Raw genomic sequence first — 26,558 nt, 5'->3', positions numbered from 1 at the left:
GAACGGTCAGCGGTGGTGCAAACAAAGTCTGAGCGAGCTTTCGAGCTGGTAACAAGCTTAACTGAACGGCATTACGGCTGTGACCGCGCTTTTTTCATGCCGTGCTGCAGGCCGAGACCGTGGACGGGTGGACGGGCCAGGCCCGGGGTTTTACCCCGGAAATTGCCGCAGGCCATCCAGGTCGTTGATGGTGATGCTGCCGTAATCCACCTTCAGCAGGCCGGCCTTTTCCAGTACCTGCAGGGCCTGGTTGGCGCGCTGGCGCGAGGTGCCGGAGAGATTGCCGACCTCTTCCTGCGAAATCTGCAGGTTGCGGCCGATGCCCGGGTTCAGGTAGGGATTGAAGAGGGCCGCCAGGCAGCGTGCCACGCGGGCATCCGGCTCCAGCATGCGGTCGTATTCCACCAGCGAAATGAACAGCGCCAGGCGCTCGTTCAACTGCGTCACCAGGAAACGGTTGAAGGGGATGCTGTTGTCCAGCAACCAGATGTAGGTGGCCTTGGGCATGTACAGCAATTCGCTCTCGCGCAGTGCCACCACATCGTACTTGCGCGGCTCGTCCTTGAGCAGCGAGCCTTCGCCCAGCCAGCCGCCATTGGCCATGCCGGCGAAGGAGACAGTCTTGCCCTCGGGCGAGACGCTGCTCATCTTCAGCAAGCCTTCATGCACGCCGATCCAGTGCGCGACCGGGTCACCCTTGCGGCAGACATAGCCACCGGCGGCAATCTTGCGGCTGACCACTTCGGATTCCACGCGGGCCAGTTGCTCTTCGGTCAGCGCCTGCGCCCATATGCTCTTGGACAGCATGCGTCGAATTGATGTCTCCATGATGATGCGTCGCAATATCGAAAGTTTGTCAATTGTCGGTGAGATGACATCCACTGGCAACCTCTCACTCTACTATCATCGCAAAAAAGGCCTGAACCAAACCCAGGCCAACCATAGAGACAGGACAGCTGGCATGCCCGACACAATGACTGCCGCAGTAAGAGCAGCGTAAGCCTGGCAGCACAGACTGATCCGACACCGGATTCGCCTCGATACACGGAAAAGTGAACGGGCGAATCTTTCGAACCTGCACAAGAAGGTGGGAAGATGGTGGAGACGAGACAAGACAACCAGGCCGCGACCTTTCCGCGGCTGCTGCAGGCGCATGCCCGCCAACGCCCCGAGCGGGCTGCCTTCCGCGAGAAGGACCTGGGCATCTGGCAGACCACGACCTGGCGCCAGGTGGCCGACGAGGTGCGCAGCTTTGCCTGCGGCCTGGCGGCCCTGGGCTTCAAGCGCGGCATGAGCCTGGCCATCATCGGCAACAACTGCCCGCGCCTGTATTGGGCCATGAGCGCCGCGCAGGCGCTGGGTGGCATGCCGGTGCCGCTGTACCAGGACGCACCGGCCGCCGACATGGCCTATGTGCTGGCCGACGCCAACGTCGACTTCGTCATGGCCGAAGACCAGGAGCAGGTCGACAAGGTCTTCGAGATCAAGGAAAACCTGCCTCGCATCGCCCACGTCATCTATGACGACGAACGTGGCATGCGCAACTACCACCAGCCCGAGCTGCTGTCCTTTGCCCGCGTGCAGGAACTGGGGCGCGCCTACGAGCACGCCCACCCCGACTTCTTCGAGAAGGAAGTCGCGGCCGGCTCGCCCGACGACGTCGCCATCATCCTCTATACCTCCGGCACCACCGGCAAGCCCAAGGGCGTGTGCCATTCGCACCGGGCCATGATCACCACCGCCACCACGCTGGTGGAGTTCGATCACCTGGACCAGGACGACGACATCCTGTGCTACCTGCCGCTGGCCTGGGTGGGTGACTTCCTGTACTCCTTCGCCCAGCAGCACGTCGCCGGTTTCTGCCTGAACTGTCCGGAGTCGCCCAATACCGTCATGACCGACCTGCGCGAGATCGGCCCGACCTATTACTTCGCGCCGCCGCGCGTGTATGAAAACATCCTGACCCAGGTCATGATCCGCATCGAGGATGCGGGCTGGCTCAAGCGCAAGATGTTCCATGGTTTCATGCGCGTGGCGCGTCGGGTCGGCATGCGCATCCTGGATGGCAAGCCGGGCGTTTCACTGATGGACCGGCTGCAATATGCGCTGGGCGACCTGCTGGTCTACGGGCCATTGAAGAACGTGCTGGGCATGTCGCGCCTGCGCGTGGCCTATACCGGCGGCGAGGCCATCGGCCCCGACCTGTTCGACTTCTACCGCTCCATGGGCATCAACCTGAAGCAGCTCTATGGCATGACCGAGACCTGCGTGACGGTGTGCATGCAGCCCTCGGGCGACGTCAAGCTCGATAGCGTAGGCCGGCCCATGAAGGGCGTGGAAGTGCGCATCGACGACAACGGCGAAGTGCTGGTGCGTTCGCCTGGTCTGATGAAGGAATACTTCAAGCGCCCCGACGCCACCGCCGAGGCCATCGACGCCAACGGCTACTTCCACACCGGTGATGCCGGCTTCTTCGACAGCGACGGCCACCTCAAGATCATCGACCGCGCCAAGGATGTCGGCAAGATGGCCTGCGGCAGCATGTTTGCGCCCAAGTACATCGAGAACAAGCTGAAGTTCTTCCCCTTCATCAAGGAAGCGGTGACCTTCGGCAATGGCCGCGAGCAGTGCATGGCCTTCATCAACATCGACATGGATGCCGTGGGCAACTGGGCTGAACGGCGCAACCTGCCTTACAGCGGCTACACCGACCTGGCCGCCAATCCGGCGGTGTACGAACTGGTGCGCGAATGCGTGGAAAAGGTCAATGCCGACCTGGTGGCCGACCCGCTGCTGGCCGATTCGCAGGTCCATCGCTTCCTGATCCTGCACAAGGAACTGGACCCCGACGATGAAGAACTGACCCGCACCCGCAAGGTCCGGCGCGGCTTCATCGCAGAGAAGTACGCGGTGCTGATCGAGGCGCTCTACGACGGTCGCGCATCGCAGTACATCGAGACCCAGGTCAAATTCGAGGATGGTCGCCAGGGCATGATCGCAGCCGACCTGAAGATCGCCGAGGCCAAGACCTTCAAGACGCTGCAAAGCGCCGCCTGAGCAGCACGCAGTCCCGTCCCGGGCGCCTTGCCAGCGCGCCCGGCCAGCAGCGTAGCCCGACCAGACCACCGCTGAATGAATACGACCATGAAACGACACCTGTCTTCCGAAATCCTGCCCTCGGGCCTGCCACCCGTGACCAGCCCCGACGAAGAAGCAGCGGCCGTGGCCGCCAACGGGCGCCGCATCGGCGAGGTCATCCTGGACCTGCAGAACATCTCGCTGTCCTTCGGTGGCGTGAAGGCGCTGACCGACATTTCCTTCGATGTGCGCGAACATGAAATCCGCGCCATCATCGGCCCCAACGGCGCCGGCAAGAGCTCGATGATCAACGTCATCAACGGCGTCTACCATCCGCAGAAAGGCCAGATCCTCTATCGCGGCCAGCCGCGCCTGGGCATGCATCCCAGCGCCATCGCGCGCCAGGGCATTGCCCGCACCTTCCAGAACATCGCGCTCTTCAAGGGCATGACGGTGCTGGACAACATCATGACCGGGCGCAACACCAAGATGCGCTCGGGCCTGTTCTCCAACGCCCTGTGGTGGGGCGCGGCCCGCAACGAGGAAATCGAGCATCGCCGCAAGGTGGAGGAGGTCATCGATTTCCTGGAAATCCAGCACATCCGCAAGACCCCGGTGGGACGCCTGCCCTACGGCCTGCAAAAGCGCGTGGAGCTGGCGCGGGCGCTGGCGGCCGAACCGCACATGCTGCTGCTGGACGAACCCATGGCCGGCATGAACGTGGAAGAAAAGCAGGACATGTGCCGTTTCGTGCTGGATGTGAATGACCAGTTCGGCACCACCATCGTGCTCATCGAACACGACATGGGCGTGGTCATGGATATCTCCGACCGGGTGGTGGTGCTGGACTACGGCAAGAAGATCGGCGACGGCACGCCCGACGAGGTGATGAGCAATCCCGAAGTGATCAAGGCCTACCTGGGGACCTCGCACTGAGGCTTGATACGGGATCGGCTGCGATGCAGGGCATCAATAAATAATATAAATAATAAAAACAATATCGAAGGCGGTAGCAAGGAGACGACATGCAATTCTTCCTCGAAGTCACCCTGAGCGGACTGCTCTCCGGGTTGATGTATTCACTGGTGGCCCTGGGCTTCGTGCTGATCTACAAGGCCTCCGGGGTGTTCAATTTCGCGCAGGGGGCGATGGTCTATTTCGCCGCGTTGGCGGTGGTAGGCCTGATGGAGAAGGGCATGCCGATGTGGGCCGCCATCATCGGCGCCTTCGTGGTGATGATCCTGGTGGGCCTGGCCACCGAACGCTTCGTGCTGCGCAAGCTAGTCAACCAGCCGCCGATCACGCTCTTCATGGCCACCATCGGCCTGACCTTCTTCCTGGAAGGCCTGGGACCCTTGCTGTTCGGCAGCGAAGTGCGCCCCATCGACCTGGGCATCGTCGACGAACCGATCCAGTCGGTGATGGACAGTGTCGGCATCGGCCTCTCCAAGTTCGATCTCTTTGCCTCGGGCATGGTGGTGGCGCTGGTGGCGGCGCTGGCGCTGTTCTTCCAGAAGACCAAGGTGGGCCGGGCGCTGCGGGCCGTGGCTGATGACCACCAGGCCGCGCTGTCGCTGGGCATCCCGCTGCAGCATATCTGGGCGGTGGTGTGGGGCGTGGCCGGTTTCGTGGCGCTGATCGCCGGCCTGCTCTGGGGCTCGCGCAACGGCGTGCAGTTCGCGCTGACCATGACGGCGCTGAAGGCCTTGCCGGTGCTGATCCTGGGTGGCTTCACCTCGATCCCCGGGGCGATCGTGGGCGGGCTCATCATCGGCGCCTCCGAAAAGCTGGCCGAAATCTATATCCCGCCGGTGATGCAGGATGCCTTCGGCGGCAACTTCGGCGGCATCGAAGGCTGGTTCCCGTATGTGTTCGCACTGCTGTTCCTGCTGGTCCGGCCGGAAGGCCTGTTTGGCGAGCGGCATATCGACCGGGTATGAGAGTGGGGCGAAGCAACGATGGCGATCTGACGCCGTTCGCCCTGAGTAGGCCGACGGCCGTATCGAAGGGCAGTTTCCGTGATCGGCAGCCGGTGCACAGGCTTCGATACGCCGCCTGGGGCGGCTACTCAGCCCGAACGGGCTGTTCAATCCAGCAACAAGGAGGATGCAATGCTGTACCGTGAAGCCGGACAATTCAAGACAAGCTACATCGCCGACAGCCAGATCTTCCCGATCCGCCAGGATCGCATCATCTTCACGCTGTTCATGGTGTTCGCCTTCGTGGCCGTGCCGCTGCTGGGCAGCGAATACTGGTTCTCGGCCATCCTGGTGCCGTTCCTGGTCTTCGCGCTGGCCGCACTGGGCCTGAATGTGCTGACCGGCTATGCCGGCCAGCTCTCGCTGGGGTCGGCCGCCTTCATGGCGGTGGGGGCCTACGCGGCCTACAACTTCCAGTTGCGGGTGGAGGGCATCCCCATCGTCGCCACGCTGCTGCTCTCGGGCGGGTGCGCGGCGCTGGTGGGCGTGCTCTTCGGGTTGCCTTCGCTGCGCATCAAGGGCTTCTACCTGGCCGTGGCCACGCTGGCGGCGCAGTTCTTCGTGGTGTGGGCGCTGACCAAGTTCCCCTGGTTCTCCAACAACAGTTCCTCGGGCGTGATCAGCACCCCCAAGATCGATTTCTTCGGCATCGCCATCGACACCCCCGTGCGCAAGTACCTGTTCGTGCTGGCCGTGGTGAGCGTGCTGGCGCTGGTGGCCAAGAACCTGGTGCGTTCCTCCACCGGGCGCGCCTGGATGGCGGTGCGCGACATGGACGTGGCCGCCGAGGTGATCGGCATTCCCCTGATGCGCACCAAGCTGACCGCCTTCGCCGTCAGTTCCTTCTACTGCGGCGTGGCCGGGGCGCTGTATGCGTTCTGCTACCTGGGTTCGGTGGAACCGGACGGCTTCTCGCTGGACCTGTCCTTCCGCATCCTGTTCATGATCATCATCGGCGGCGTGGGCAGCATCCTCGGCTCCTTCCTCGGTTCGGCCTTCATCCTGCTGCTGCCGATCTTCCTGGACAACGCGCTGCCGCCGCTGGCCGCGCTGCTGCACCTGCCGTTCACCAATGCCACCGTGTCGCACATCCAGATGATGGTGTTCGGCGCACTGATCATCTTCTTCCTCATCGCCGAGCCGCACGGGCTGGCGCGGCTGTGGCAGATCGCCAAGGAAAAACTGCGTCTGTGGCCGTTCCCGCACTGAGGGTTCGCCGAGTGACGCAACACTGCATCAAGGTAGGCGGGGGCCGGATCACCGGCGCCCGATAAAAGTCGGCAACGACAACATAAAGGAGACGAGACCATGAAGACCATGAAGCATCTCAGGCAGCTGGTAGTGGCGACCGCCTGTGCCGCCAGCCTGCTGTCGGCGGCGGCCCCGGCGCTGGCCCAGACCAATGACCAGTTCATTGCCATCCCCAGCTACCGCGTCGGCCCCTATGGGACCAATGGCCAGTCCTACTACGGCGGCTATGTCGATTACCTGAACTACGTCAACCTCAAGGAAGGCGGCGTCAACGGCGTCAAGCTGTCCTGGGAAGAGTGCGAGACCGAGTACAACAACGCCAAGGGCGTGGAGTGCTACGAGCGCATGAAGAACAAGAACACGGTCACCCACGGCACGGCCATCAACCCCATGGCCACCGGCATCTCCTACGCCCTCATCGACAAGACCGCAGAAGACAAGGTGCCGCTGGTGATGATCGGCTATGGCCGCACCGATGCGGTGGACGGCTCGGTGTTTCCGTATGCCTTCCCGCTGGTGACGACCTACCAGATGCAGGTCTCGGCCATCGTCAAGTACCTGGCCGGCAAGAACAATGGCTCGCTGGCCGGCAAGAAGATCGTCTTCCTGTACCACGATTCGGCCTATGGCAAGGAGCCCATCGTGGCGCTGCAGGCCGAGTCCTCCATCGGCAAGTTCAAGCTGGTGGAAATCCCGGTGGCCCACCCCGGCAACGAACAGGGCGCGCAGTGGCTGCGCATCCGCCAGGAAAATCCGGACTACGTCATCTTCTGGGGCTGGGGCGTGATGAACCAGACCGCGCTGAAGGCGGCGCAGAAGGTCGGTTATCCGCGTGACAAGATCGTCGGTTCCTGGTGGGCCGGATCGGAAGAAGACACCATTCCGGCAGGCGAAGCCGCCAAGGGCTATCTGTCGGCGACCTGGAACGTGGCCGGCAAGGATGTCCCGGTGATCGCCGATATCGACAAGGTGGTCTATGGCGCGGGCAAGGGCAACATGCAGGACAAGAACAAGCTCGGCTCCATCCTCTACAACCGTGGCGTGTCGGCCGCCATTGCCACCGTGGAAGCGGTGCGCACCGCCCAGGACAAGTTCGGCAAAGGCAAGGTCATGAGCGGCGAGCAGGTGCGCTGGGGCTTTGAGAACCTCAACATCACCGATGCTCGCCTCAAGGCCCTGGGTGCCACCGGACTGCTGCCGGAGATCAAGACCTCCTGCGAAAACCACGAAGGATCGGGCAAGGTGAAGATCCAGCAATGGGACGGCAGCAAGTGGGTGCTGGTGTCGGACTGGATCGAGGGTAACAAGAACCTGATCCACCCGCTGTTCAAGGCTTCCGCTGCGAAATACGCAAAAGAAAAAGGCATCACTCCTGCCTGCATGAAGTAGGCGCTTGCGCCGGCGGCCTTGCTCGTCTCCCACCGCCGCCGGTGCTTTTTTGGAAATGCGACAGACCATGAATGCCACACCGATTCCGACCAGTGCCAGCACCGTCCACAGCGCAGCCGCCCCGGCGGTGGCCAAGGCATTGGCCCTCAACAATATCGAAGTGATCTATGACCACGTGATCCTGGTCCTGAAGGGCGTCTCGCTGGATGTGCCGGAGGGCAAGATCGTGGCCCTGCTGGGTGCCAACGGTGCCGGCAAGAGCACCACCCTCAAGGCCATCTCCAACCTGCTGCATGCCGAGCGGGGCGACGTCACCAAGGGCAGCATCGAGTTCCGGGGCGAGCGGGTGGACCGCATGACGCCCAATGACCTGGTCAAGCGCGGCGTGATCCAGGTGATGGAAGGGCGCCATTGCTTCGGTCACCTCACCGTGGAAGAGAACCTGCTCACCGGGGCCTATACCCGTGGCATCAGCCATGCCGAGGTGAAGCATGAGCTGGAAAAGATCTACGATTATTTCCCGCGCCTGAAGGTGAGGCGCAAGTCGCAGTCCGGCTATACCTCCGGTGGCGAACAGCAGATGACAGCCATCGGCCGCGCCATGATGGCCAAGCCTTCGATGATCCTGCTGGACGAACCCTCCATGGGCCTGGCGCCGCAGATCGTGGAAGAGATCTTCGAGATCGTCAAGGACCTGAACAGCAAGGAAAAGGTCTCCTTCCTGCTGGCCGAACAGAACACCATGGTCGCCCTGCGCTATGCCGACTTCGGCTACATCCTGGAAAACGGCCGGGTGGTGATGGAAGGCGCAGCCCGCGAGCTGGCCGATAACGAGGACGTCAAGGAGTTCTACCTGGGCGTGTCCGGCGCCGGGCGCAAGAACTTCCGCGACATGAAGTTCTACCGCCGCCGCAAGCGCTGGCTGGCGTAAGGAGAGGGCCTCATGTCCGATCCCATCGAATTCATGCAGCAGCTGGATGCGCTGGAACGACGCGATCCGGCCCAGCGCGAAGCGCAGCTGATGCAGGCCTTGCCATCCCTGCTGGCACGTGCGCAGGCCGCACCGGGCTGGGCGCGCATCCTGGCGGGCATCGACGCTGCGGCCATCCGTTCGCGCGCGGACCTGGCGCAATTGCCGGTCACGCGCAAGTCGGACCTGAAGGAACTGCAGACCCGCGAAAGCCCCTTCGGCGGGCTCAACACCACGCCGGCACGTCAATTGCGGCGGCTGTTCGTCTCGCCCGGGCCGATCTACGATCCCGAAGGCCATGCGGCCGACTGGTGGCGCTTTGCCAGCCCGATGAAGGCGCTCGGCCTGCAGGCCGGCCACATCCTGCAGAACTGCTTTGCCTACCATTTCACGCCGGCGGCCTTCATGGTCGAAGGCGCGGCGGCCCGCCTGGGTTGCGCGGTCATTCCGGCCGGCATCGGCCAGACCGAGCTGCAGGTCAATGCGATGACGGCCCTGAAGCCGGATGCCTATGTCGGCACGCCTTCCTTCCTCAAGATCATCATCGAGAAGGCGCGGGAAATGGGCGCCGACATCTCCAGCGTGCAGCGTGCCCTGGTCAGCGCCGAAGCGTTGCCGCCGTCGCTGCGCCACTGGTTCCATGAACACGGCGTACCGCAGGTGCTGCAGCTGTATGCCTCGGCCGATATCGGCAATATCGCCTACGAGACCATGAGCGACGGCGCCGTGCATCCCGGCATGGTGCTGGACGAATCGCTGATCCTGGAAATCGTGCGGCCCGGCACCGGCGATCCGGTGGCCGAGGGCGAGGTGGGCGAGGTGGTGGTGACCTCCTTCAATCCCGACTATCCGATGATCCGCTTCGGTACCGGTGACCTGTCGGCGGTGGTACAGGGCATCTCTCCCTGCGGGCGCACCAATACCCGCATCAAGGGCTGGATGGGCCGCGCCGACCAGACCACCAAGGTCCGCGGCATGTTCGTCCATCCCTCGCAGGTGGCCGATGTGCTGCGCCGCCATGGCGACGTGCTGCGTGCGCGGCTGGTGGTGTCCGGCGAGATGGCCAATGACGTCATGACCCTGCATTGCGAAGTGGGGGATCCGGCTGATCCGGCGGTCGATGTCACGGCGCTGGCCGGCAGCCTGCGTGATGTGACCAAGCTGCGCGGCGAGGTCCTGCTGGTGGCGCCGGGCAGCCTGCCCAACGATGGCAAGGTGATCGAGGATGCGCGCAAGTACGAATGAATGCATTGCCAGCGGGCTTCGTCATCGGACCAGCCCGCGCCGCGGCTGACCGTTCGTACTGAGTAGGCCCGTCAGGGCCGTATCGAAGGCGCTCATGAGGTGCTGCCGTCACGCCGCCTTCGATACGCGGCTGCGCCGCTACTCAGTCCGCTCAGTCCGAACCGATGGTGAGGGAGGAATGCACAAAATGTCTTGCGATCAGTCACATCCCTGCTTGTGCATGTGAAGGTTCGGGCATAGAATCATTCGCGGAACATGTGTTCCAACGTCGCTCGGACGGTTCCGGGCGCTTACGTGAAAGTCTTCCATGACGCAATCCGCCGATTCGCGCGATTCCTCGCGCTCGCCTGACGCTTCTTCTTCCTCTTCCTCCGTTTCTGCTGCATCCACCGACGCCTTCCCGGTCAGCTTCCCGCGTATCGAACGCTTGCCGCCCTACGTCTTCAACATCACCGCCGAACTGAAGATGGCGGCGCGCCGGCGTGGCGAAGACATCATCGACATGTCCATGGGTAACCCCGATGGCCCAACCCCACCGCACATCGTCGAGAAGCTGGTGGAGGTGGCGCAGCGTCCCGATACCCACGGCTATTCGTCGTCCAAGGGCATCCCGCGCCTGCGCCGCGCCATCGCGCACTGGTACCGCAGCCGCTACGAGGTGGACTTCGATCCCGACAGCGAGGCCATCGTCACCATCGGTTCCAAGGAAGGCCTGGCGCACCTGATGCTGGCCACGCTGGACAAGGGCGATACGGTCCTGGTACCCAATCCCAGCTACCCCATCCACATCTACGGCGCGGTCATCGCCGGCGCCAATATCCGCTCGGTGCGCATGAGCCCGGGCGTGGACTTCTTCGACGAGCTGGAACGCGCCGTGCGCGAGAGCTATCCCAAACCGAAGATGATGATCCTGGGCTTCCCCTCCAACCCGACGGCGCAATGCGTGGAACTGGAGTTCTTCGAACGGGTGGTCAAGCTGGCACGGGAACACCAGATCCTGGTGGTGCATGACCTGGCCTATGCCGACATCACCTTCGATGGCTGGAAAGCACCGTCCATCATGCAGGTGCCGGGCGCGCGCGAGGTCGCGGTGGAGTTCTTCACCCTCTCCAAGAGCTACAACATGGCCGGCTGGCGGATCGGCTTCATGGTCGGCAATGCCCGTCTGGTGGCGGCCCTGGCGCGCATCAAGAGCTATCACGACTACGGCAGTTTCACGCCGGTGCAGGTGGCGGCCATTGCCGCGCTGGAGGGCGACCAGGCTTGCGTGGAGGAAATCCGCGCCAACTATGAAAAGCGCCGCAACGTGCTGGTCAAGGGCCTGCACGAGGCCGGCTGGATGGTCGATGTACCCAAGGCCTCGATGTACATCTGGGCGCGCATTCCGGAACCGTATCGCCAGTTCGGCTCGCTGGAGTTCTCGCGCATCCTGCTGGAGCAGGCCAAGGTCTGCGTCTCGCCCGGCATCGGCTTCGGCGAATATGGTGACGAGTACGTGCGCTTCGCCCTGATCGAGAACGAATCCCGCATCCGCCAGGCCATTCGCGGCATCAAGACCATGTTCAAGAACGCCAAGGGGGCGTGATACAGGTCTGAAGTCGAGGCTAAAGTCGTGGCCACGGTCGAGGCCATAGCCAGAGCGGCGCCGGAACCGCGCCGCCTGGCTGAGGTCTTAGCTGAACCTTCAGTTTTTTGATGATTAATATGATTAAAAAAACAATATTCGCCACCCTGTTCGCGCTTGCAGCCTCCGCTGCCGTCCTGCCGGTGGCACAGGCCCAGGTGTCGGTCAACATCAACATCGGCGCGCCGCCGCCACCGCGGGCCGAACCGTTGCCGCCGCCGCGTCATGGCTATGTGTGGGCACCGGGTTTCTGGGACTGGGACGGGCATCGCCATGTGTGGCGTCAGGGCCATTGGCTGCGTGAACGGCCAGGCTATGTCTATGCCGCTCCGGTCTGGCATCAGGGGCCGCGTGGCTGGGAACTGCAGCGCGGCGGCTGGCGCGGTGGCCCGCCACCGGGTCGGGGTCCGCGTGATCATGACCGCCATGACCGTCATGACCGCCATGATGATCGTGGTCCCGGTGGTGGACCGGGCCACGGACCGGGCTGTCCGCCGGGTCATGCGCGCAAGGGTGAGTGCTGATCCAGCCGCAGGAACGGCTGAGACCGGTCAAGCCAAGAAAAATCGGCCGCGACGTGAAGGCGTCGCGGCCGATTTTTTATGGAACGGGCAACGGCCTCAGGTCTTGTCCATCAAGGCCGAGATGGCGAAGGAGACAATGCCTGCGGTGACGCAGATCACTGCCAGCCGGTAGTGGGGAATGAGCTTGCCGACGAAGGGCAGCAGGAAGTACAGGACGATGGCGATCAGGATGCTGGTCAGGAGTCTTTTCATTGTCATGGCGATGAGGGTTGAACGCTGCCGCTATGATAGTGCGATTTGCTCGTCGTGGTGACGTCAGCGCGCTGCGGGGCTGGCTGCCGGGGGTGTCGTCGGCGCTGCCTTGGGAACGGCGTTAGGGGTGGCGGGTGCGATGGGAGCAGTGGGCGCAGCATTGGCCGCCGGCTTGAGCGGTGTCGCGCCCGGCGGCAGCTGGTCGTCCTCGTTGTCGTTCTTGGGGCCTCCGCCACGGGCATTGAAGAAGCTGATCACGGTGCGCGAGGTATCCAGGTTCTGCGAGGACTTGCCACCATTGATGATGGGCACCACGCCGCCCGGCCAGGCATGGCCGCCGCCCTTGACCTCATACAGCACCACCGCCTGCGGATCGGTCTTGCTGGCATAGGTGTATTGGCGGATGGTGGTGCCGTCGCCGGCGGTGTCGGGGATGTCGTTGACCGCCGGGCGCGGATTGGCGCCGTCGGCCTTGATGAAGGCTTCGATGCTGCGTGCCACCGACAGGCGCGGCACCTGCGAGACCTCCTGCTTGCCCATGCCACCCAGGAAGGGAATGAAGGGGTCGTCGCTGCCGTGGATGTGCAGCAGCGGCATGGGCGCCTTGACGGTCTCGGGCGGCACGTCCAGTACCGCGCTGACCACGGCCACCGCCTTGAACAGTTCGGGCGCTTCGGCCGCCATGCGATAGGCCATCATGCCGCCATTGGACACGCCCACCAGGTAGACGCGCTGGCGGTCGACCAGGCCGTCGGCCACCAGCTTGCCGACCAGGGCGCGCAGGAAGGCCACGTCATCGACCTTGTGCATCTGCGCATAGCCGCAGCAGCCGCCCGAATTCCAGGTGCGGGCATCGATGGCCAGGCCGGTACCGTTGGGATAGACGATCATGTAACCGGCGGCCTCGGCAATCTCGGTCAGGCCGGTGGCACGCGCCATCAGCGAGCCGCTGGAGCCGCTGGCATGCAGGGCGATGATCAGCGGCTGCGCTTCGCCGACGACGTTGCGTTCGGAAAAATAGGCGCGGGCGAGATTGCCCACGCGCAGGGTCTTGAGGGAGAGATCAACCGCCTGGCCGGGCAGGGCCGTCAGCAGGGACAGGCCGCACACGGCCGCCAGCATGGCGCGCTGCAGTGCGCGCGAGGGACGGTGGTGTTTCGGGAAGCGAAGCGTCATGGAAGCGTGGGCAGGCAGGGTTGACCAACAGGATTGGTCAACGATAGTGGGCATTTCCGTGATGGTAATGCCCATGACGTACCGACGCAAAGCGATTTACACCCTGCGCCGGCAGCCAACCTGCCCGCCGGCTCAGCCGCGGGCCGGGATATTCAGGCCGCGCACCACGGCCGGACGCGCCACGAAGGCTTCCAGCGCGCGCGCCACGTTCGGGAAATCCTTGAAGCCGACCAGCTCGGCCGCTTCGTAGAAACCGATCAGGTTGCGAATCCAGGGGAAGGTGGCGATGTCGGCGATGGAATATTCGTCGCCGGCCAGCCACTGATGCTGCGCCAGCTGCTTGTCCATGACGCCCAGCAGGCGCCTGGATTCGTTGACGTAGCGGTCGCGTGGACGCTTGTCTTCATATTCCTTGCCGGCGAAGCGATGGAAGAAGCCCAACTGGCCGAACATCGGACCGACCCCACCCATCTGGAACATCACCCACTGGATCACCTGGTAGCGCGCGGCGGCATCCTGCGGCAGGAACTTGCCGCTCTTCTCGGCCAGGTACAGCAGGATGGCGCCGGATTCGAACAGCGGCAGCGGCTTGCCGCCCGGGCCGTCGGGATCGATGATGGCCGGAATCTTGTTGTTCGGGTTCAGCGACAGGAAGGCCGGCGACATCTGGTCATTGGTCTCGAAGCTCACCAGGTGGGCTTCGTAGGGCAGGCCGGTTTCTTCCAGCATGATCGACACCTTCACGCCATTGGGCGTGGGCAGCGAGTACAGCTGGATGCGTTCGGGATGTTGTGCCGGCCATTTCTGGTCGATGGGGAAAGCAGACAAGGGATGGCTCATGCGGGGCTCCTAGGCAGCGGAAATATGGAATTCGCGGTCCTGGGCGAATTTCTCGAAGGCCTCCACCGACACGGGCCGGCAGAAGAAATACCCCTGATAGGCATGACAGCCGGCATCGGCCAGGAAGGAGCGCTGGGCGTCGGTTTCAACGCCTTCGGCGATGACGCCCAGGCCCAGGCTCTGGGCCAGGTTCACGATGGTCTTGGCAATCGAGGCGTCGTTGGGATCGATCAGGACATCGCGTACGAAAGACTGGTCGATTTTAAGCTGATTCAGCGGCAGCCGCTTGAGGTAGGACAGCGAGGAGTAGCCGGTGCCGAAATCGTCCAGCGAAAACTCCACGCCATAAGCCTTGAGGGCGAACATCTTCTGGATGATGTCCTCGACGTTGTCCACCAGCAGGCTTTCGGTGAGTTCCAGTTTCAGGCGACGCGGGTTGGCGCCGGTGCGTTCGATGGCGTCGAGCACGGTCTGCACGAAATCGGGTTCGCGCAATTGCGGCGCACTGACGTTGACGGCGATGGAGAGCTCGGCCATGGCCGGACGCTTGGCCCAGATCGCCAGTTGCTTGCAGGCGGTCTCCAGCACCCAGTTGCCCAGGGAGAGGATTAGTCCGGTCTCCTCGGCCAGCGGGATGAAGTCACCCGGCGGCACCATGCCACGCTGTGGATGCTGCCAGCGCACCAGCACTTCGGCGCCGGTCACGCGTCCACCTTCGACCACCTGCGGCTGGTAGTGCAGCAGCAACTGGTCGCCCTCGATGGCCTTGCGCAGGCCGGCTTCCAGGGTGGCGCGCTCCAGCACGGCGGTCTGCATCGCCGGATCGAAGAAGCGCAACGCATTGCGGCCGGTCTCCTTGGCCTTGTACATGGCCAGGTCAGCCTGCTTCATCAGTTCGTCCACCGAGGCCGCGCGCCCCAGGAAGACGGTAGCGCCGATGCTGGCGGTGGCGCGGTATTCGACGTCGTCGAGCTGGAAGGTCGAGCCCAACGCCGCCAGGATCTTCTCGCCGATGGCACGGGTCTGGGTGGCGGCTTCCTGCTGCAGCTCATTGAGCCCTTCCAGCACCACCACGAACTCATCGCCGCCGACCCGGGCCACGGTATCGTTTTCGCGCACGTTGGCCACTAGCCGCTGGGCTACCTGCTTGAGCAGGGTGTCGCCCTTTTCATGGCCGACGGTGTCGTTCAAGGTCTTGAAGTGGTCCAGATCGATGAACAGCAGCGCGCCGCAGGTGCGGGTGCGCAGCGACAGGGCGATGGCCTGCTTCAGGCGATCCAGCAGCAGGGTGCGGTTGGGCAGGCGGGTCAGGGCGTCGAAGAAGGCCAGTTCGCGGATGCGCTCCTCGGCCAGCTTGCGGTCGCTGATGTCGTGATGGGTGCTGACGTAATGGGTGACCTGGTTGTCCCGGTTCTTGACCGCCGAGATGGTCAGCCATTCGGGATAGACCTCGCCGTTCTTGCGGCGGTCCCAGATTTCGCCCTGCCATTTGCCGAAGCGCCGGATGCTCTCGCGCATTTCCTGGAAGAAGGCCGGGCCGTGGCGGTCCGAGCGCAGCAGGTTGGGATGCTTGCCGACGATTTCCTCGGCGGTATAGCCGGTGATTTCGGTGAAGGCCTTGTTCACGCGCAGGATCTTGCTGTTGGCATCGGTGATGAGCATGCCTTCGCGTGAATCGAAGGCCACCGCCGAGATGCGCAGCTCGGCTTCGATCTGCTTGCGATCGGTGATGTCGCGGCTGCTGGTACGAAAGCCCGTGAAGTTGCCCTGCGAATCGGTGATCGGTGCCGATGACAGGGCCAGCCAGAACACCGTGCCATCCTTGCGCACGCAACGGAACTCGACATCCTCGCGCTTCTGGCCGTCCATGCAGCGTGCCAGTTCGGCGCGGATGCGGCGTTCGTCATCGGGGTGCACGATGCAGCCGATGAAGTCCGGCATGGCCAGGCATTCCTCGACGCTGTAGCCGGTGTAGTCGCGCACGGCATGGTTGATCCAGCGCGGGCGGCCGTCCAGGCCCCACCAGACTTCCCAGTTGACGGTGCAGTCGGCAATGGCACGGAACTGTTCTTCGCTGGCGCGTAGCTCCACCGTCATCTTCTGCGCCAGTCGCACCGCGCGCACCCGGCTGGACATCATCAGCCAGGCCAGCAGCGCCAGGGTGATGCTCATGCCGATACCGGTGGCGGCGATCAGGGGTTCGGCGTTGCGGCCAAACTGGGCGGTGAAGGCGTCGGTGGTGTGCATCGACAGCGTCCAGTTGTGATTGGCCACGACCAGGTATTCGTCGGCCTTCAGGCGGGCCGGCAGCTGTTGGTCGGTGACCGCGGAGCGGTACATCAGCGCTGCGGGCTCCTGGGTCACGCCGTCGTACAGCGAAAAGACGATGGTGCGGGTGTTTTCGCCATAGAGGCTGGCGATCACGTCGCTCATGCGGAAGACCGCATGCACCCAGCCGATCAGACTGGCGCGACGTTGTTCGATGGTGCCTTGCGGCTTGCCGCGCTCATACAGCGGCAGGTACATCATGAAGGCCGGTATTGCCGGTCCTTCCTGGGCCAGCTCCAGCTTGCCGGAGATGGTCGCCATGCCGGAGTCGCGGGCCTTTTCCATGGCCGTGCGCCGCACCGGATCAGACCACTGGTCGTTGCCGAAGGGGAAGCGATTGCGGCCCACGTAGGGCTCGCGCAGTACCGTGGGGGCATAGCCGTCACGGGTGCCGGGCGGGCGTATCTTGTAGTCGGTCACGCCCTGGCGCGCCATGCGCGCCAGATGCGCATCCAGCCCCGCAGCGGGGACCCACTCTTCGATCGAGATGACCTGGATGCCGGAGAAATTGGCGTCCAGGTTCAGGGCCTCCACGTAATCGCGGAACTGGTTGTGGTCGATGTTGCCGGTAGCACCCACCAGGCCCTGCACGCCGTGCAGCATCTGTTGGTAGGCGGCCATGCGCTGCTCGATGCGGCTGACCGTCTCGCGCAGCACGGAGGAGAACTGGGTATGCAGTTCCTTGCTGGCGGCTTCGCGCTCGTGGTCCCAGGCGGTCCAGGTCACACCCAGTCCCGTCACCAGGATCAACAGCGGGAGCGGGAGCAGGCGCAGCCAGTTCACGGCTTGCTCTGGAACTGGACCATGGCGGCGGCCAGTTCCGGGTTGAAGTATTTCTTGAAGATACGCAGCACCGTGCCATCGGCCAGCATGCCATCGACCAGGGCACGCCATTTATCCTGTTCGGCCGATGTCAGCGCCTTCTTCGACATGATCAGTCCATGCGGGATCGAAGGATCTTCGAAGCTGATGATGGCGGTGGCATCGCGGATGCGTTTTTCTTCCACCACCGGGTAGTCGAAGGGCTCCATGATCATGCCCTGGATGCGGTTCTGCAGCAGCGCCTCGTAGAGCGGCTCCAGGCCGCCGGCAAGGGAGACGCGATTGGCTGCGCTGAGCCGGTCGACCATGCGGTTGGCATTGGCGCTGTAGCGAAAGCCGCGGATCACGCCCAGCTGGAAGTTTTCGCTGCGGGCCACGTCGGCCAGTTGCGTGATGCCGGCATCCTTGCGCACCAGCAGGTAATACTTGTTGCTGAAGTACCAGGCGAAGCTGGCGTACTGGTCGCGTTCGTGGTTGGTGATGCCGGAGAGGCTGAAGTCCAGCGCCCCCGACTCGATCAACTGCCAGATGCGCGCGCGCGACATCAGGCTGACATTGACCTTGCAGCCACTGCGACGGATCAGTTCGTCGGCGAAATCCTTGTCGATGCCGGTATCGGTGGCGGCCGAGTAGAGCAGGCCATGATCATGCAGGGCCAGGGTGTAGGGACGCGAACAATCCGGTCCGGTGGGGTTGGCGGCCAGGCTGGCGGTACCGGGGGTGAGCAGTGCCGTCATGAACGCTGCCGCGCCTGCCCAGGCCACTGCGCGTTTGCCAAAGATATGACTGAAAATACCGCCCCCTGTTTGTACTCCACCATACGGACGCCTCAGCCATGATCTGGCGGATCACCGCCTTGGCCTGCAGGTCGTCCTTCCCTGAATCGTCGCTGCGGCGACGCTACCCATCTGTTCTTGTGTTCCACGCCGGAACGGGCCGTGGCGTGAGCACCTGTGCCTGCAGACAAAACGCCGTGGCGCTGCAGGTCTGGCGGCTCACCAGATGTCGGGGGGATGTTACCCGAGCACATTCCAATGCGCAACACAATGCGCGAGCCTTTGCAATTGGCTCTTGGGAAGGGGGGCTGGCCCGGAGAAAACGGCGCGACGCCGGGCCGGCGTCGCGTCCACCATCAGATGAACATGCCGCCGGAAACTTCCACCCGTTGGGCATTGATCCAGCCATTGTCCGGGCGCAGCAGCGAGGCAATGGCCGCGCCGATGTCGTCCGGCAGACCGACGCGTCCCAGCGCGGTCTGGCCGGCCACGAAGGCGTTGAGCTCGGCGTTGTCACGCACCCGGCCGCCGCCGAAGTCGGTTTCGATGGCACCCGGCGCGACGGTGTTGACGGCGATGCCACGCGCACCGAATTCCTTGGCCATGTAGCGCGTCATCACCTCGACGCCGCCCTTCATGGCCGCATAGGCGGCATAGCCGGGCAGGGAGAAGCGTGCCAGGCCACTGGAGATGTTGATGATGCGGCCACCCTGGGCCAGCAGCGGCAGCAGCGCCTGGGTCAGGAAGAACACGCCCTTGAGATGCACCTTGAAGAGTTCGTCGAAGACCGCCTCGGTGGTCTCTTCGATGCTGGCATGCATGCCCATGCCGCCGTTGTTGACCAGGTAGCTGAAGTGCTGGACCTGCCAGTGCTGCTGGAGTGCGCTCTTCATCGATGCGGCAAAGGCCGGGAAGCTGGTGCTGTCGGCCAGGTCCAGCCGCAGCGCCACGGCCTTGCCGCCGAGCGCTTCGATCTCGGTCACCGTGGCCTGGGCGGCGTCACGGTTGCCGACGTAGGTGAGAATGATGCCCACGCCTTCGCGGGCCAGGTGCAGGGCGGCATTCTTGCCCAGGCCACGGCTACCGCCGGTGATGACGGCGATGCGCGCCGGGGTGCTGGAAGTGGTGATGTTGCTCATGTCGGGCTCCTTGGTGGGAAAAGTCGGGGTGGTCGGGGTGATGTGCTGTATCACGGAGCCCAGTATATTGAGAAGGTTTTTACTAATAAATTTCTGATTTACTATTAGACTTTTCAATATTTGATAATAATCCGGGCGCGACATGAACCAGATGGACACCCTCAAGATCTTCCAGCGCGTGGCCGAGCTGGCCAGCTTCAGCGGTGCGGCGCGCCAGCTCGGCCTGCCCAATGCCAGCGTGTCGCTGGCCATCCAGCAACTGGAGCAGATGCTGGGCACGCGGCTGCTCCAGCGCACCACGCGACGCGTGCAGCTCACGCCCGACGGCGAGTCCTTCTACCGGCGCAGCAAGGAGTTGCTGGATGAATTCGAATCGCTGCGGGGGATGTTCCGTGCCGGCGGCCAGCCGCTGACCGGCAAGCTGCGGGTGGACATGTCCAGCGCCATGGCGCGCGAGGTAGTGTTGCCGGCGCTGCCGTCCTTCCTGGCACAGCATCCGCAACTGGAGATCGAGCTGTCGGCCAGCGACCGCCGGGTCGACCTGGTGGCCGAGGGTTTCGATTGCGTGCTGCGCACTGGTACCCTGGACGATTCCTCGCTGGTGGCGCGTTGCATCGGTCATCTGGTGCAGATCAATTGCGCCAGCGCCGCCTATCTCAAGCGTCACGGCGTACCGCGCACGCTGGAAGACCTGGCGCAGCACCAGCTGGTGCATTACCGCCAGGTGCTGGGCGGGCGTTCACCCGGTTGGGAATGGTTCGACGGCCGTCAGACGCATACCCTGCCCATGGCCGGCAGCGTCACCGTCAACAGCACCGAGACCTACTACGCGGCCTGTCAGGCCGGGCTGGGCCTGATCCAGTTGCCGCTGGTGGGCGCGGCCAAGCGCAAGATGCTCGATGGCGGCAAGCTGGTCGAGGTCTTGCCGCAATACCGGCCCGCGCCGATGCCGGTGAACCTGATGTATGCCAGCCGCCGCCACGTGCCGGCGCGGCTGGCGGAGTTCATGGACTGGCTGCATGCGCTGATCTTCCCGCTCACGCAAGAGGGTGGCCTGACCCGCTGACGCGCTGACCCGGGCTGCTGAGCGCTGCGGGCTTGCCAGTGCGATCAGGCCAGCATGGTCTGGCCGACCGGATCGATGGTGACCGTACCCCGCCCGATCTCGATGACCCGGCCACCGACCTGGATCGCGCCATCGGCGGCAACGTCCAGGTACAGCCGCGAAGGACGATCCACTGCCGCGCCCTGGTCGATGGCGAAGTGCGCCGGCAGCACATGGCCGGTGGCGCTGAGCCAGCCACCCAGGTTGGCGCAGGCCGAACCGGTGCCCGGATCTTCAGCCACGCCGCCCCCTTGCTTGGTAAAGAAATAGCGCGCCAGCACCTGGCCAGGCTGTGTCGCGTCGAAGGCAAAGACATAGGCGGTCTTGCGGCCCAGGCTGCTGACCGGCCAGCGCTGCAGCTGCGCGCTGTCGGGCTGGGCGCGGCGCACGGCCTCGGGCGAGACCAGCGGGATCAGGAACTGGTCGGCCCCGGTATCGACCCAGATCGGATCGCCGGCCAGGTCGCTTTCGTCCAGTGCCAGCAGGGCGGCCACCTCGGCGCGCGACAGGGGGGAGGGTGCCGTCTTCGGCCCGCCGGGGCAGGGCGCGGTAAAGGTCCAGACATCGCCTTGCGCGCGCACCGGCACCACGCCGGCCTTGAATTCCAGTGTCAGGGCGTCGCCCTTGCCGAGCAGCGCGCGCACCACCTGGGCCGTTCCCAGTGTGGGATGGCCGGCGAAGGGCATTTCATAGCCGGTGGTGAAGATGCGCACGCGGGCATCGGCCACCGTCGAGGGCAGGATGAAAGTGGTTTCGGAAAGGTTGAATTGCAGTGCCAGCGCCAGCATGGTGGCGTCATCCAGACCACGTGCATCTTCGAACACGCACAGGGGATTGCCGCCGAAGGTCGATTCGGCGAAGACGTTAAGCAGTCGGTAAGCGTAGGTGGCGGGCATGGAGGTCTCGCGGCAGGGTGGTCAGGCCGCCGATTGTAGCGACGGCCCCAGCCACGAGACAGGTACAGTTCACTCGTCGACGGCGATACAGTTACGGCCCAACTGTTTGGCGCGGTACAGGCGACGGTCGGCCAGTTCCAGGAACTCGATGCGCTGGTCCATGGGCGAGGGCACGATGGTGGCGACGCCCTGGGAAATGGTGACGGTCTCGGCCACCTGCGAGCTGGCATGCGGGATGGCCGCATCGATGATCAGGTTGCGGCAGCGCTGGGCGACCTGCAGGGCGGCCTTTTCGTCGCATTCGGGCAGGATCAGCACGAACTCCTCGCCGCCATAGCGGGCGAAGAAATCGCGACTGCGGGTGGCGGTCTCGCTGAGGATGCGCGCCACCTGCTTCAGGCATTCGTCACCGCGGATGTGGCCGTAGCGGTCGTTGTACTGCTTGAAGTAATCGATGTCGAGCATGATCAGCGACAGCGGCGCGCGTGAGCTCACCGCATTGGCCCATTCCACTTCCAGCGCCGAATCGAACATGCGGCGGTTGGCCACATTGGTCAGGCCGTCGCGATAGGACAGCGCCTCCAGTTCCTTCTGCAATTCGATCAGGCGGGCCTCGGTCTTCTTGCGTTCGGTGATGTCGAACATGAAGCCGATCAGCGCATTGGGGCTGCCGTCTTCATTGCGCACTACGTGCACCACGTCGCGGATCCAGATGTGTTCGCCATCGCGGGTCAGGGCACGGTAATCGGCTTCGTGATCGGCGCCGGCCTTGGATTGCGAGATGCAGAAGTTGACCACCGCCTCGCGGTCTTCGGCATGGATGCGCATCGCCCAGTCGTCGGCGCTCTTCCAGCTCTCCGGCGCCCAGCCCAGCAACTGTTCGATCTGCGGGCCGATGTAGGTGAACTGCATGCTGCTCCAGTCGATCTTCCACGGAATCGCCTTGGTCGATTCCAGCAAGGTCTTGTAGACCGTGCTATCGGGTTCCATTTGTTCTTGTGTGGTGTCGGTCATGGCGAGTCCGTGGCTGTCCAATGCAATCTTGTGGTCGGGAAATTTTCGCGGGCGCTGATCGCTGCGCACTTGCCGTGCGGCAAGCAGGAAGCGTTCCAGTGCGCGCCGGTGGGCGCCAGTGGGCGTTTTCGCGCGCAAGCATAACGCGTCTTGCCGCATCTTTCCATTCGGCAGCAAAAAAATGCCTGCACCCCGGTCTGTGTCTGGCCGGTCTGCGCAGGCATGAAGGCAGGCACCCTGCGACCCCATTCCAGGGGTATCGTTTTTCCTTATACCCCTATCCTCATTCGGTATTTCCGCTTCCTGCGGGCCTGCGGATAGACTTCAGTCACAGCAGTTTTCGAGACGGAGATTGTTGTGTTGACCGCTACCACGGTCGAAGTGTCTGGCAGTGATGCACCGTACCCGGCGCAGTAATGGCAGACGCTATCTGAATCAAAATTTTGGAGACAAGCAATGCAGATCCGTTCGGCAGCTGAGCCTGCCGCAGCGACCGTGCCGACCGTAGAAGGCACTGGCGACTGCGCACAGGCTGCGACCCAAGTGAGCGCTCACTCGCCGGTCCCGCAAGGGAAAACCGGCAACCCCGCGACAGACGGCGTGCACACCGTTGTTGCCACCCCCACCGAGGATGTCCCGCTGGCCCCGGTCAGCCTGGACGACAAATACACCGTCACCTCCGGTGCGATCTACCTGTCCGGCATCCAGGCCCTGGTGCGCCTGCCGCTGCTGCAGCAGATCCGCGACCGCGCCGCCTGGCTCAATACCGCCGGTTTCATTTCCGGTTATCGCGGCTCGCCCCTGGGCGGGCTGGACGAAGCCCTGTGGCATGCCCAGCCGCACCTGGCCGCACACCGCGTCAAGTTCCAGCCGGGCGTGAACGAGGACATGGCCGCCACCGCCGTCTGGGGCACGCAACAGGTCAAGCTGATCGGCCCGTCCGACTATGATGGCGTCTACGCCATGTGGTACGGCAAGGGCCCCGGCGTGGACCGCTGCGGCGATGTGTTGAAGCACATGAACCACGCCGGTACCTCCGCCCATGGTGGCGTGCTGCTGGTGGCCGGCGACGACCACGGCGCCTATTCCTCGACGCTGCCGCACCAGTCCGACCACATTTTTTCGGCATCGATGATCCCGATGCTCTATCCCTGCAATGTGCAGGAATACCTGGACCTGGGCCTGCATGGCTGGGCCATGTCGCGCTATTCCGGTTGCGTGGTGGGCTTCAAGGCCCTGGCCGATACGGTCGAATCGAGCGCCTCCGTGGATGCCGATCCCTTCCGCGTGCAGATCAGGCTGCCGGGCGATTTCGTCATGCCCGAGGGCGGCCTCAATGCGCGCCTGTCGACTGATACGCTGGGCGTGCAGGCGCGCAAGCAGGAAGCGCTGATGCAGGACTACAAGATCTACGCCGCCCTGGCCTATGCCCGCGCCAACCGACTCAACCGCGTGATGATCGACAGCCCCCGTGCGCGGCTGGGCATCATCGCCTCCGGCAAGTCCTATCTGGACGTGCTGGAAGCGCTGTCCGAACTGGGCATCGACGAAACCTTCGCCGCCGAGATCGGCCTGCGCCTGTTCAAGGTCTCCATGCCCTGGCCGCTGGAGCCGGATGGTGTGCGCGAGTTCGCGCAAGGGCTGGATGAAATCCTGGTGGTGGAAGAAAAGCGCCAGATGGTCGAGTACCAGTTGAAGGAACAGCTCTACAACTGGCGCGACGATGTCCGTCCACGGGTGATCGGCAAGTTCGACGAGAAGGGCGAGTGGGTCGCGCCTCGCGGTGAATGGCTGCTGACCTCCAAGGCCGATTTCTCGGTGGCGCAGATCGCCCGCGTGATCGCGGCGCGCATTGCGCGCTTCCATACCAGCGACCTGATCAAGGCGCGCCTGGCCTTCCTTGATGCCAAGGATGCGGTGTTGTCCAAGGCAGTCAACACGCCACCGCGCCCGGCCTACTACTGCTCGGGCTGTCCGCACAACACCTCCACCCGGGTGCCGGAAGGCAGCTTCGCGCTGGCCGGCATCGGTTGCCACGTGATGGCCACGGCCATCTATCCCGAATTCAACAAGCTGACCACGCACATGGGTGGCGAGGGCGCGCCGTGGATCGGGCAGGCACCGTTCTCTAAGGTGCCGCACGTGTTTGCCAACCTGGGCGATGGCACCTACTTCCATTCCGGTTACCTGGCCATCCGCGCTGCAGTGGCGGCCCGGGTCAACATGACCTACAAGATCCTCTATAACGATGCCGTGGCCATGACGGGTGGACAGCCGGTCGACGGTACGGTATCGGTGCCGATGATCGCGCAGCAGATGGCGGCCGAGGGCGTGCAGCGCATCGCGCTGGTGTCCGAGGACATCGGCCGCTATGCCGACCGTTCCAATCTGCCGGCCGCCGTGACCGTGCATGACCGCAAGGAGATGGATGCCGTGCAGCGCGAACTGCGCGAAGTCGCCGGCGTGAGCGTCATCATCTATGACCAGACCTGCGCGGCAGAGAAACGTCGGCGCCGCAAGAAGGGCGAATACCCCGATCCCAATGAACGGCTCTTCATCAATTCCGCCGTCTGCGAAGGCTGCGGTGATTGTGGCGTGCAATCCAATTGCACCTCGCTGCTGCCGCTGGAAACCGACCTGGGGCGCAAGCGCGCCATCGACCAGTCGTCCTGCAACAAGGATTACTCCTGCGTGAAGGGCTTCTGCCCCAGCTTCGTCACGGTCACCGGTGGCAAGCTCAAGAAGTCACGCACCGGCGTGACGAAGAAGGACGCGGCCGACGATTTCGGCGAGTTGCCGCAGCCGGTCCTGCCTTCCTGCGAGACGCCGTTCAACATCCTCATCAATGGCATTGGCGGTACCGGCGTGATCACCATCGGCGCCCTGATGGGCATGGCCGCGCACCTGGAAGGCAAGGGCGCCTCGGTGCTGGACATGACGGGCATGTCGCAAAAGAACGGCTCGGTCACCTCGCACGTGCGTATTGCCGCGCGGCGCGATGCCATCCGCGCCCAGCGTATCGCCACTGGCGAAGCCGATCTGGTGCTGGGGTGCGACATGCTGACGGCTGGCGCCTTCGACGCCATCTCCAAGATGCGTCCGGGCCGCACGCGTGCGGTGGTCAACCTGCACCAGCAACCGCCGGGGCAGTTTGCCCGCAACCCGGACTGGCAGTTCCCCTTCGAGGAGGTCAAGGCCCTGATCGTCGAGTCGGTCGGCCAGCAGGCCGATTTCATCGATGCCACGCGTCTGGCCACGGCGCTCATGGGCGACTCCATCGCCACCAACCTGTTCATGCTGGGCTATGCCTGGCAACGCGGCGAACTGCCGCTGAGCGAAGCCTCGCTGCTGCGCGCCATCGAACTCAATGGCGTGGCCGTGCAGGCCAACCAGACTGCCTTCCGCTGGGGGCGCCGGGCCGCAGTCGACCTGCTGAAGGTGGAACGCATTGCCGTGCCGGCCCAGCCGGTGGTGCTGCAGATGCCGCAGTCGCTGGACCAGTTGATCAAGCGTCGCGTGGCCCTGCTCACCGACTACCAGGACGCCCGCTACGCCGGCCAGTATGCCGAGGTGGTGGAAGCCGTGCGTGCGGCCGAGGCGCCGCTGGGCAGCGAAAAACTGAGTATGGCGGTGGCCCGCAATCTGTCCCGGCTGATGGCCTACAAGGACGAGTACGAGGTGGCGCGGCTCTATACCGACGGCCAGTTCCAGAAGGAACTGGCGCAGCAGTTCGAGGGCGACTTCACGCTCAGTTTCAACCTGGCGCCGCCCATCCTGGCCCGCAAGGACGGGCAGGGGCATCTGCAGAAGGCGCGCTACGGCGGCTGGATGATGCAGGCCTTCAAGTTGCTGGCGCGTATGAAGGGCCTGCGCGGCGGCATGCTGGATGTGTTCGGCCGCACCGAGGAACGTCGCATGGAACGAGCCCTGATCGCCGAGTATCGTGCGCTGGTGCTGGGCCTGTTGCCGAAGCTGACGGCTGATAATCTGGCACTGGCCATCGAGCTGGCGCAGCTGCCGGAGCAGGTGCGTGGCTTCGGTCATGTCAAGCTCAAGGCAGTGGAAGCCATGCGGGTGCGGCAGGCCAGCCTGCTGGCCGCCTTTGCCAATGGTGGCAAGGCCGCGCTGGAGGCGGCGGCCTGAGCGTCAC

General features: G+C 64.0%; 20 protein-coding genes. 11 read left to right on the top strand and 9 right to left on the bottom strand.

Annotated features, from left to right (window positions below):
• Positions 1 to 150 precede the first annotated feature (150 nt).
• Complete coding sequence (locus BTM36_RS23080) at positions 151 to 828, bottom strand: Crp/Fnr family transcriptional regulator (protein ID WP_039875661.1); 678 nt, start codon at positions 826 to 828, stop codon at positions 151 to 153.
• Between the two features lie 267 nt (positions 829 to 1,095).
• Between BTM36_RS23080 and BTM36_RS23075 the strand changes: the two genes are divergently transcribed.
• From BTM36_RS23075 to BTM36_RS23035, 9 genes are all read left to right on the top strand, one after another.
• Positions 1,096 to 3,057, top strand: coding sequence for a long-chain fatty acid--CoA ligase (locus BTM36_RS23075; protein WP_077238111.1), 1,962 nt, complete (start codon positions 1,096 to 1,098; stop codon positions 3,055 to 3,057).
• 75 nt (positions 3,058 to 3,132) lie between these two features.
• Positions 3,133 to 4,014, top strand: coding sequence for an ABC transporter ATP-binding protein (locus BTM36_RS23070; RefSeq protein ID WP_077238110.1), 882 nt, complete (start codon positions 3,133 to 3,135; stop codon positions 4,012 to 4,014).
• 89 nt (positions 4,015 to 4,103) lie between these two features.
• Positions 4,104 to 5,018, top strand: coding sequence for a branched-chain amino acid ABC transporter permease (locus tag BTM36_RS23065; protein WP_006463904.1), 915 nt, complete (start codon positions 4,104 to 4,106; stop codon positions 5,016 to 5,018).
• Positions 5,019 to 5,189: 171 nt separating this feature from the next.
• On the top strand, positions 5,190 to 6,266 hold the full coding sequence (locus BTM36_RS23060; protein ID WP_006463903.1) for a branched-chain amino acid ABC transporter permease: 1,077 nt from the start codon (positions 5,190 to 5,192) through the stop codon (positions 6,264 to 6,266).
• Between the two features lie 99 nt (positions 6,267 to 6,365).
• Complete coding sequence (locus BTM36_RS23055) at positions 6,366 to 7,697, top strand: ABC transporter substrate-binding protein (RefSeq protein WP_174616901.1); 1,332 nt, start codon at positions 6,366 to 6,368, stop codon at positions 7,695 to 7,697.
• A gap of 67 nt (positions 7,698 to 7,764) precedes the next feature.
• Positions 7,765 to 8,628, top strand: coding sequence for an ABC transporter ATP-binding protein (locus tag BTM36_RS23050; protein ID WP_174616900.1), 864 nt, complete (start codon positions 7,765 to 7,767; stop codon positions 8,626 to 8,628).
• A 12-nt stretch (positions 8,629 to 8,640) separates the two neighbouring features.
• Positions 8,641 to 9,912, top strand: coding sequence for a phenylacetate--CoA ligase family protein (locus tag BTM36_RS23045; protein ID WP_077238109.1), 1,272 nt, complete (start codon positions 8,641 to 8,643; stop codon positions 9,910 to 9,912).
• A gap of 307 nt (positions 9,913 to 10,219) precedes the next feature.
• Positions 10,220 to 11,497: an alanine transaminase gene (alaC, locus tag BTM36_RS23040; protein ID WP_077238108.1), complete on the top strand. Its 1,278-nt coding sequence runs from the start codon at positions 10,220 to 10,222 to the stop codon at positions 11,495 to 11,497.
• Between the two features lie 119 nt (positions 11,498 to 11,616).
• A complete protein-coding gene (locus BTM36_RS23035) occupies positions 11,617 to 12,060 on the top strand; it encodes a YXWGXW repeat-containing protein (RefSeq protein WP_174616899.1) in 444 nt (147 codons plus the stop codon).
• A gap of 96 nt (positions 12,061 to 12,156) precedes the next feature.
• Here BTM36_RS23035 and BTM36_RS28430 read toward each other — a convergent pair whose 3' ends face one another.
• The 6 genes from BTM36_RS28430 to BTM36_RS23010 form a co-directional block, all read right to left on the bottom strand.
• Positions 12,157 to 12,312 carry a hypothetical protein gene (locus BTM36_RS28430; RefSeq protein ID WP_168189825.1) on the bottom strand — a complete coding sequence of 52 codons (156 nt, stop codon included), beginning with the start codon at positions 12,310 to 12,312 and terminating at the stop codon, positions 12,157 to 12,159.
• Between the two features lie 63 nt (positions 12,313 to 12,375).
• Positions 12,376 to 13,488 carry a PHB depolymerase family esterase gene (locus BTM36_RS23030; protein WP_254427067.1) on the bottom strand — a complete coding sequence of 371 codons (1,113 nt, stop codon included), beginning with the start codon at positions 13,486 to 13,488 and terminating at the stop codon, positions 12,376 to 12,378.
• 132 nt (positions 13,489 to 13,620) lie between these two features.
• Positions 13,621 to 14,328, bottom strand: a complete 708-nt coding sequence (locus tag BTM36_RS23025) for a glutathione S-transferase N-terminal domain-containing protein (protein WP_077238106.1) — start codon at positions 14,326 to 14,328, stop codon at positions 13,621 to 13,623.
• Between the two features lie 9 nt (positions 14,329 to 14,337).
• Positions 14,338 to 17,439: an EAL domain-containing protein gene (locus BTM36_RS23020; RefSeq protein ID WP_077238105.1), complete on the bottom strand. Its 3,102-nt coding sequence runs from the start codon at positions 17,437 to 17,439 to the stop codon at positions 14,338 to 14,340.
• Positions 17,436 to 18,215: an ABC transporter substrate-binding protein gene (locus tag BTM36_RS23015; protein WP_174616898.1), complete on the bottom strand. Its 780-nt coding sequence runs from the start codon at positions 18,213 to 18,215 to the stop codon at positions 17,436 to 17,438. Before BTM36_RS23015 ends, BTM36_RS23020 begins: the two co-directional genes overlap by 4 nt.
• A gap of 395 nt (positions 18,216 to 18,610) precedes the next feature.
• Complete coding sequence (locus BTM36_RS23010) at positions 18,611 to 19,393, bottom strand: SDR family NAD(P)-dependent oxidoreductase (RefSeq protein ID WP_077238103.1); 783 nt, start codon at positions 19,391 to 19,393, stop codon at positions 18,611 to 18,613.
• 142 nt (positions 19,394 to 19,535) lie between these two features.
• Here BTM36_RS23010 and BTM36_RS23005 point away from each other — a divergent pair, with 142 nt between their 5' ends.
• Positions 19,536 to 20,459: a LysR family transcriptional regulator gene (locus BTM36_RS23005; protein ID WP_077238102.1), complete on the top strand. Its 924-nt coding sequence runs from the start codon at positions 19,536 to 19,538 to the stop codon at positions 20,457 to 20,459.
• Between the two features lie 44 nt (positions 20,460 to 20,503).
• On the opposite strand, the gene BTM36_RS23000 is transcribed toward BTM36_RS23005, so the two are convergent.
• Positions 20,504 to 21,394, bottom strand: coding sequence for a PhzF family phenazine biosynthesis protein (locus tag BTM36_RS23000; RefSeq protein WP_077238101.1), 891 nt, complete (start codon positions 21,392 to 21,394; stop codon positions 20,504 to 20,506).
• Positions 21,395 to 21,463: 69 nt separating this feature from the next.
• Positions 21,464 to 22,408: a sensor domain-containing diguanylate cyclase gene (locus BTM36_RS22995; protein WP_254427066.1), complete on the bottom strand. Its 945-nt coding sequence runs from the start codon at positions 22,406 to 22,408 to the stop codon at positions 21,464 to 21,466.
• A gap of 600 nt (positions 22,409 to 23,008) precedes the next feature.
• Between BTM36_RS22995 and BTM36_RS22990 the strand changes: the two genes are divergently transcribed.
• On the top strand, positions 23,009 to 26,551 hold the full coding sequence (locus BTM36_RS22990; RefSeq protein WP_077238119.1) for an indolepyruvate ferredoxin oxidoreductase family protein: 3,543 nt from the start codon (positions 23,009 to 23,011) through the stop codon (positions 26,549 to 26,551).
• Positions 26,552 to 26,558: the final 7 nt, after the last annotated feature.

The organism is Herbaspirillum sp. VT-16-41 (assembly GCF_001994935.1).
Lineage (GTDB): Bacteria > Pseudomonadota > Gammaproteobacteria > Burkholderiales > Burkholderiaceae_D > Herbaspirillum > Herbaspirillum frisingense.
Note: the sequence above shows the minus strand (reverse complement) of the source record. Positions and strands in the feature narration are given on the sequence as shown.

Excerpts from the sequence above, each read along its gene's own strand:
- BTM36_RS23065 (WP_006463904.1), top strand. The coding sequence starts at position 4,104 with ATGCAATTCTTCCTCGAAGTCACCCTGAGCGGACTGCTCTCCGGGTTG.
- BTM36_RS23055 (WP_174616901.1), top strand. The coding sequence starts at position 6,366 with ATGAAGACCATGAAGCATCTCAGGCAGCTGGTAGTGGCGACCGCCTGT.
- BTM36_RS23005 (WP_077238102.1), top strand. The coding sequence starts at position 19,536 with ATGAACCAGATGGACACCCTCAAGATCTTCCAGCGCGTGGCCGAGCTG.
- BTM36_RS28430 (WP_168189825.1), bottom strand. The coding sequence starts at position 12,312 with ATGAAAAGACTCCTGACCAGCATCCTGATCGCCATCGTCCTGTACTTC.
- BTM36_RS23070 (WP_077238110.1), top strand. The coding sequence starts at position 3,133 with ATGAATACGACCATGAAACGACACCTGTCTTCCGAAATCCTGCCCTCG.
- BTM36_RS23030 (WP_254427067.1), bottom strand. The coding sequence starts at position 13,488 with ATGACGCTTCGCTTCCCGAAACACCACCGTCCCTCGCGCGCACTGCAG.
- BTM36_RS23080 (WP_039875661.1), bottom strand. The coding sequence starts at position 828 with ATGGAGACATCAATTCGACGCATGCTGTCCAAGAGCATATGGGCGCAG.
- BTM36_RS23045 (WP_077238109.1), top strand. The coding sequence starts at position 8,641 with ATGTCCGATCCCATCGAATTCATGCAGCAGCTGGATGCGCTGGAACGA.
- BTM36_RS23035 (WP_174616899.1), top strand. The coding sequence starts at position 11,617 with ATGATTAAAAAAACAATATTCGCCACCCTGTTCGCGCTTGCAGCCTCC.
- BTM36_RS23010 (WP_077238103.1), bottom strand. The coding sequence starts at position 19,393 with ATGAGCAACATCACCACTTCCAGCACCCCGGCGCGCATCGCCGTCATC.
- BTM36_RS23075 (WP_077238111.1), top strand. The coding sequence starts at position 1,096 with ATGGTGGAGACGAGACAAGACAACCAGGCCGCGACCTTTCCGCGGCTG.
- alaC (WP_077238108.1), top strand. The coding sequence starts at position 10,220 with ATGACGCAATCCGCCGATTCGCGCGATTCCTCGCGCTCGCCTGACGCT.
- BTM36_RS23025 (WP_077238106.1), bottom strand. The coding sequence starts at position 14,328 with ATGAGCCATCCCTTGTCTGCTTTCCCCATCGACCAGAAATGGCCGGCA.
- BTM36_RS23050 (WP_174616900.1), top strand. The coding sequence starts at position 7,765 with ATGAATGCCACACCGATTCCGACCAGTGCCAGCACCGTCCACAGCGCA.
- BTM36_RS23060 (WP_006463903.1), top strand. The coding sequence starts at position 5,190 with ATGCTGTACCGTGAAGCCGGACAATTCAAGACAAGCTACATCGCCGAC.
- BTM36_RS23015 (WP_174616898.1), bottom strand. The coding sequence starts at position 18,215 with ATGACGGCACTGCTCACCCCCGGTACCGCCAGCCTGGCCGCCAACCCC.
- BTM36_RS23000 (WP_077238101.1), bottom strand. The coding sequence starts at position 21,394 with ATGCCCGCCACCTACGCTTACCGACTGCTTAACGTCTTCGCCGAATCG.
- BTM36_RS22995 (WP_254427066.1), bottom strand. The coding sequence starts at position 22,408 with ATGACCGACACCACACAAGAACAAATGGAACCCGATAGCACGGTCTAC.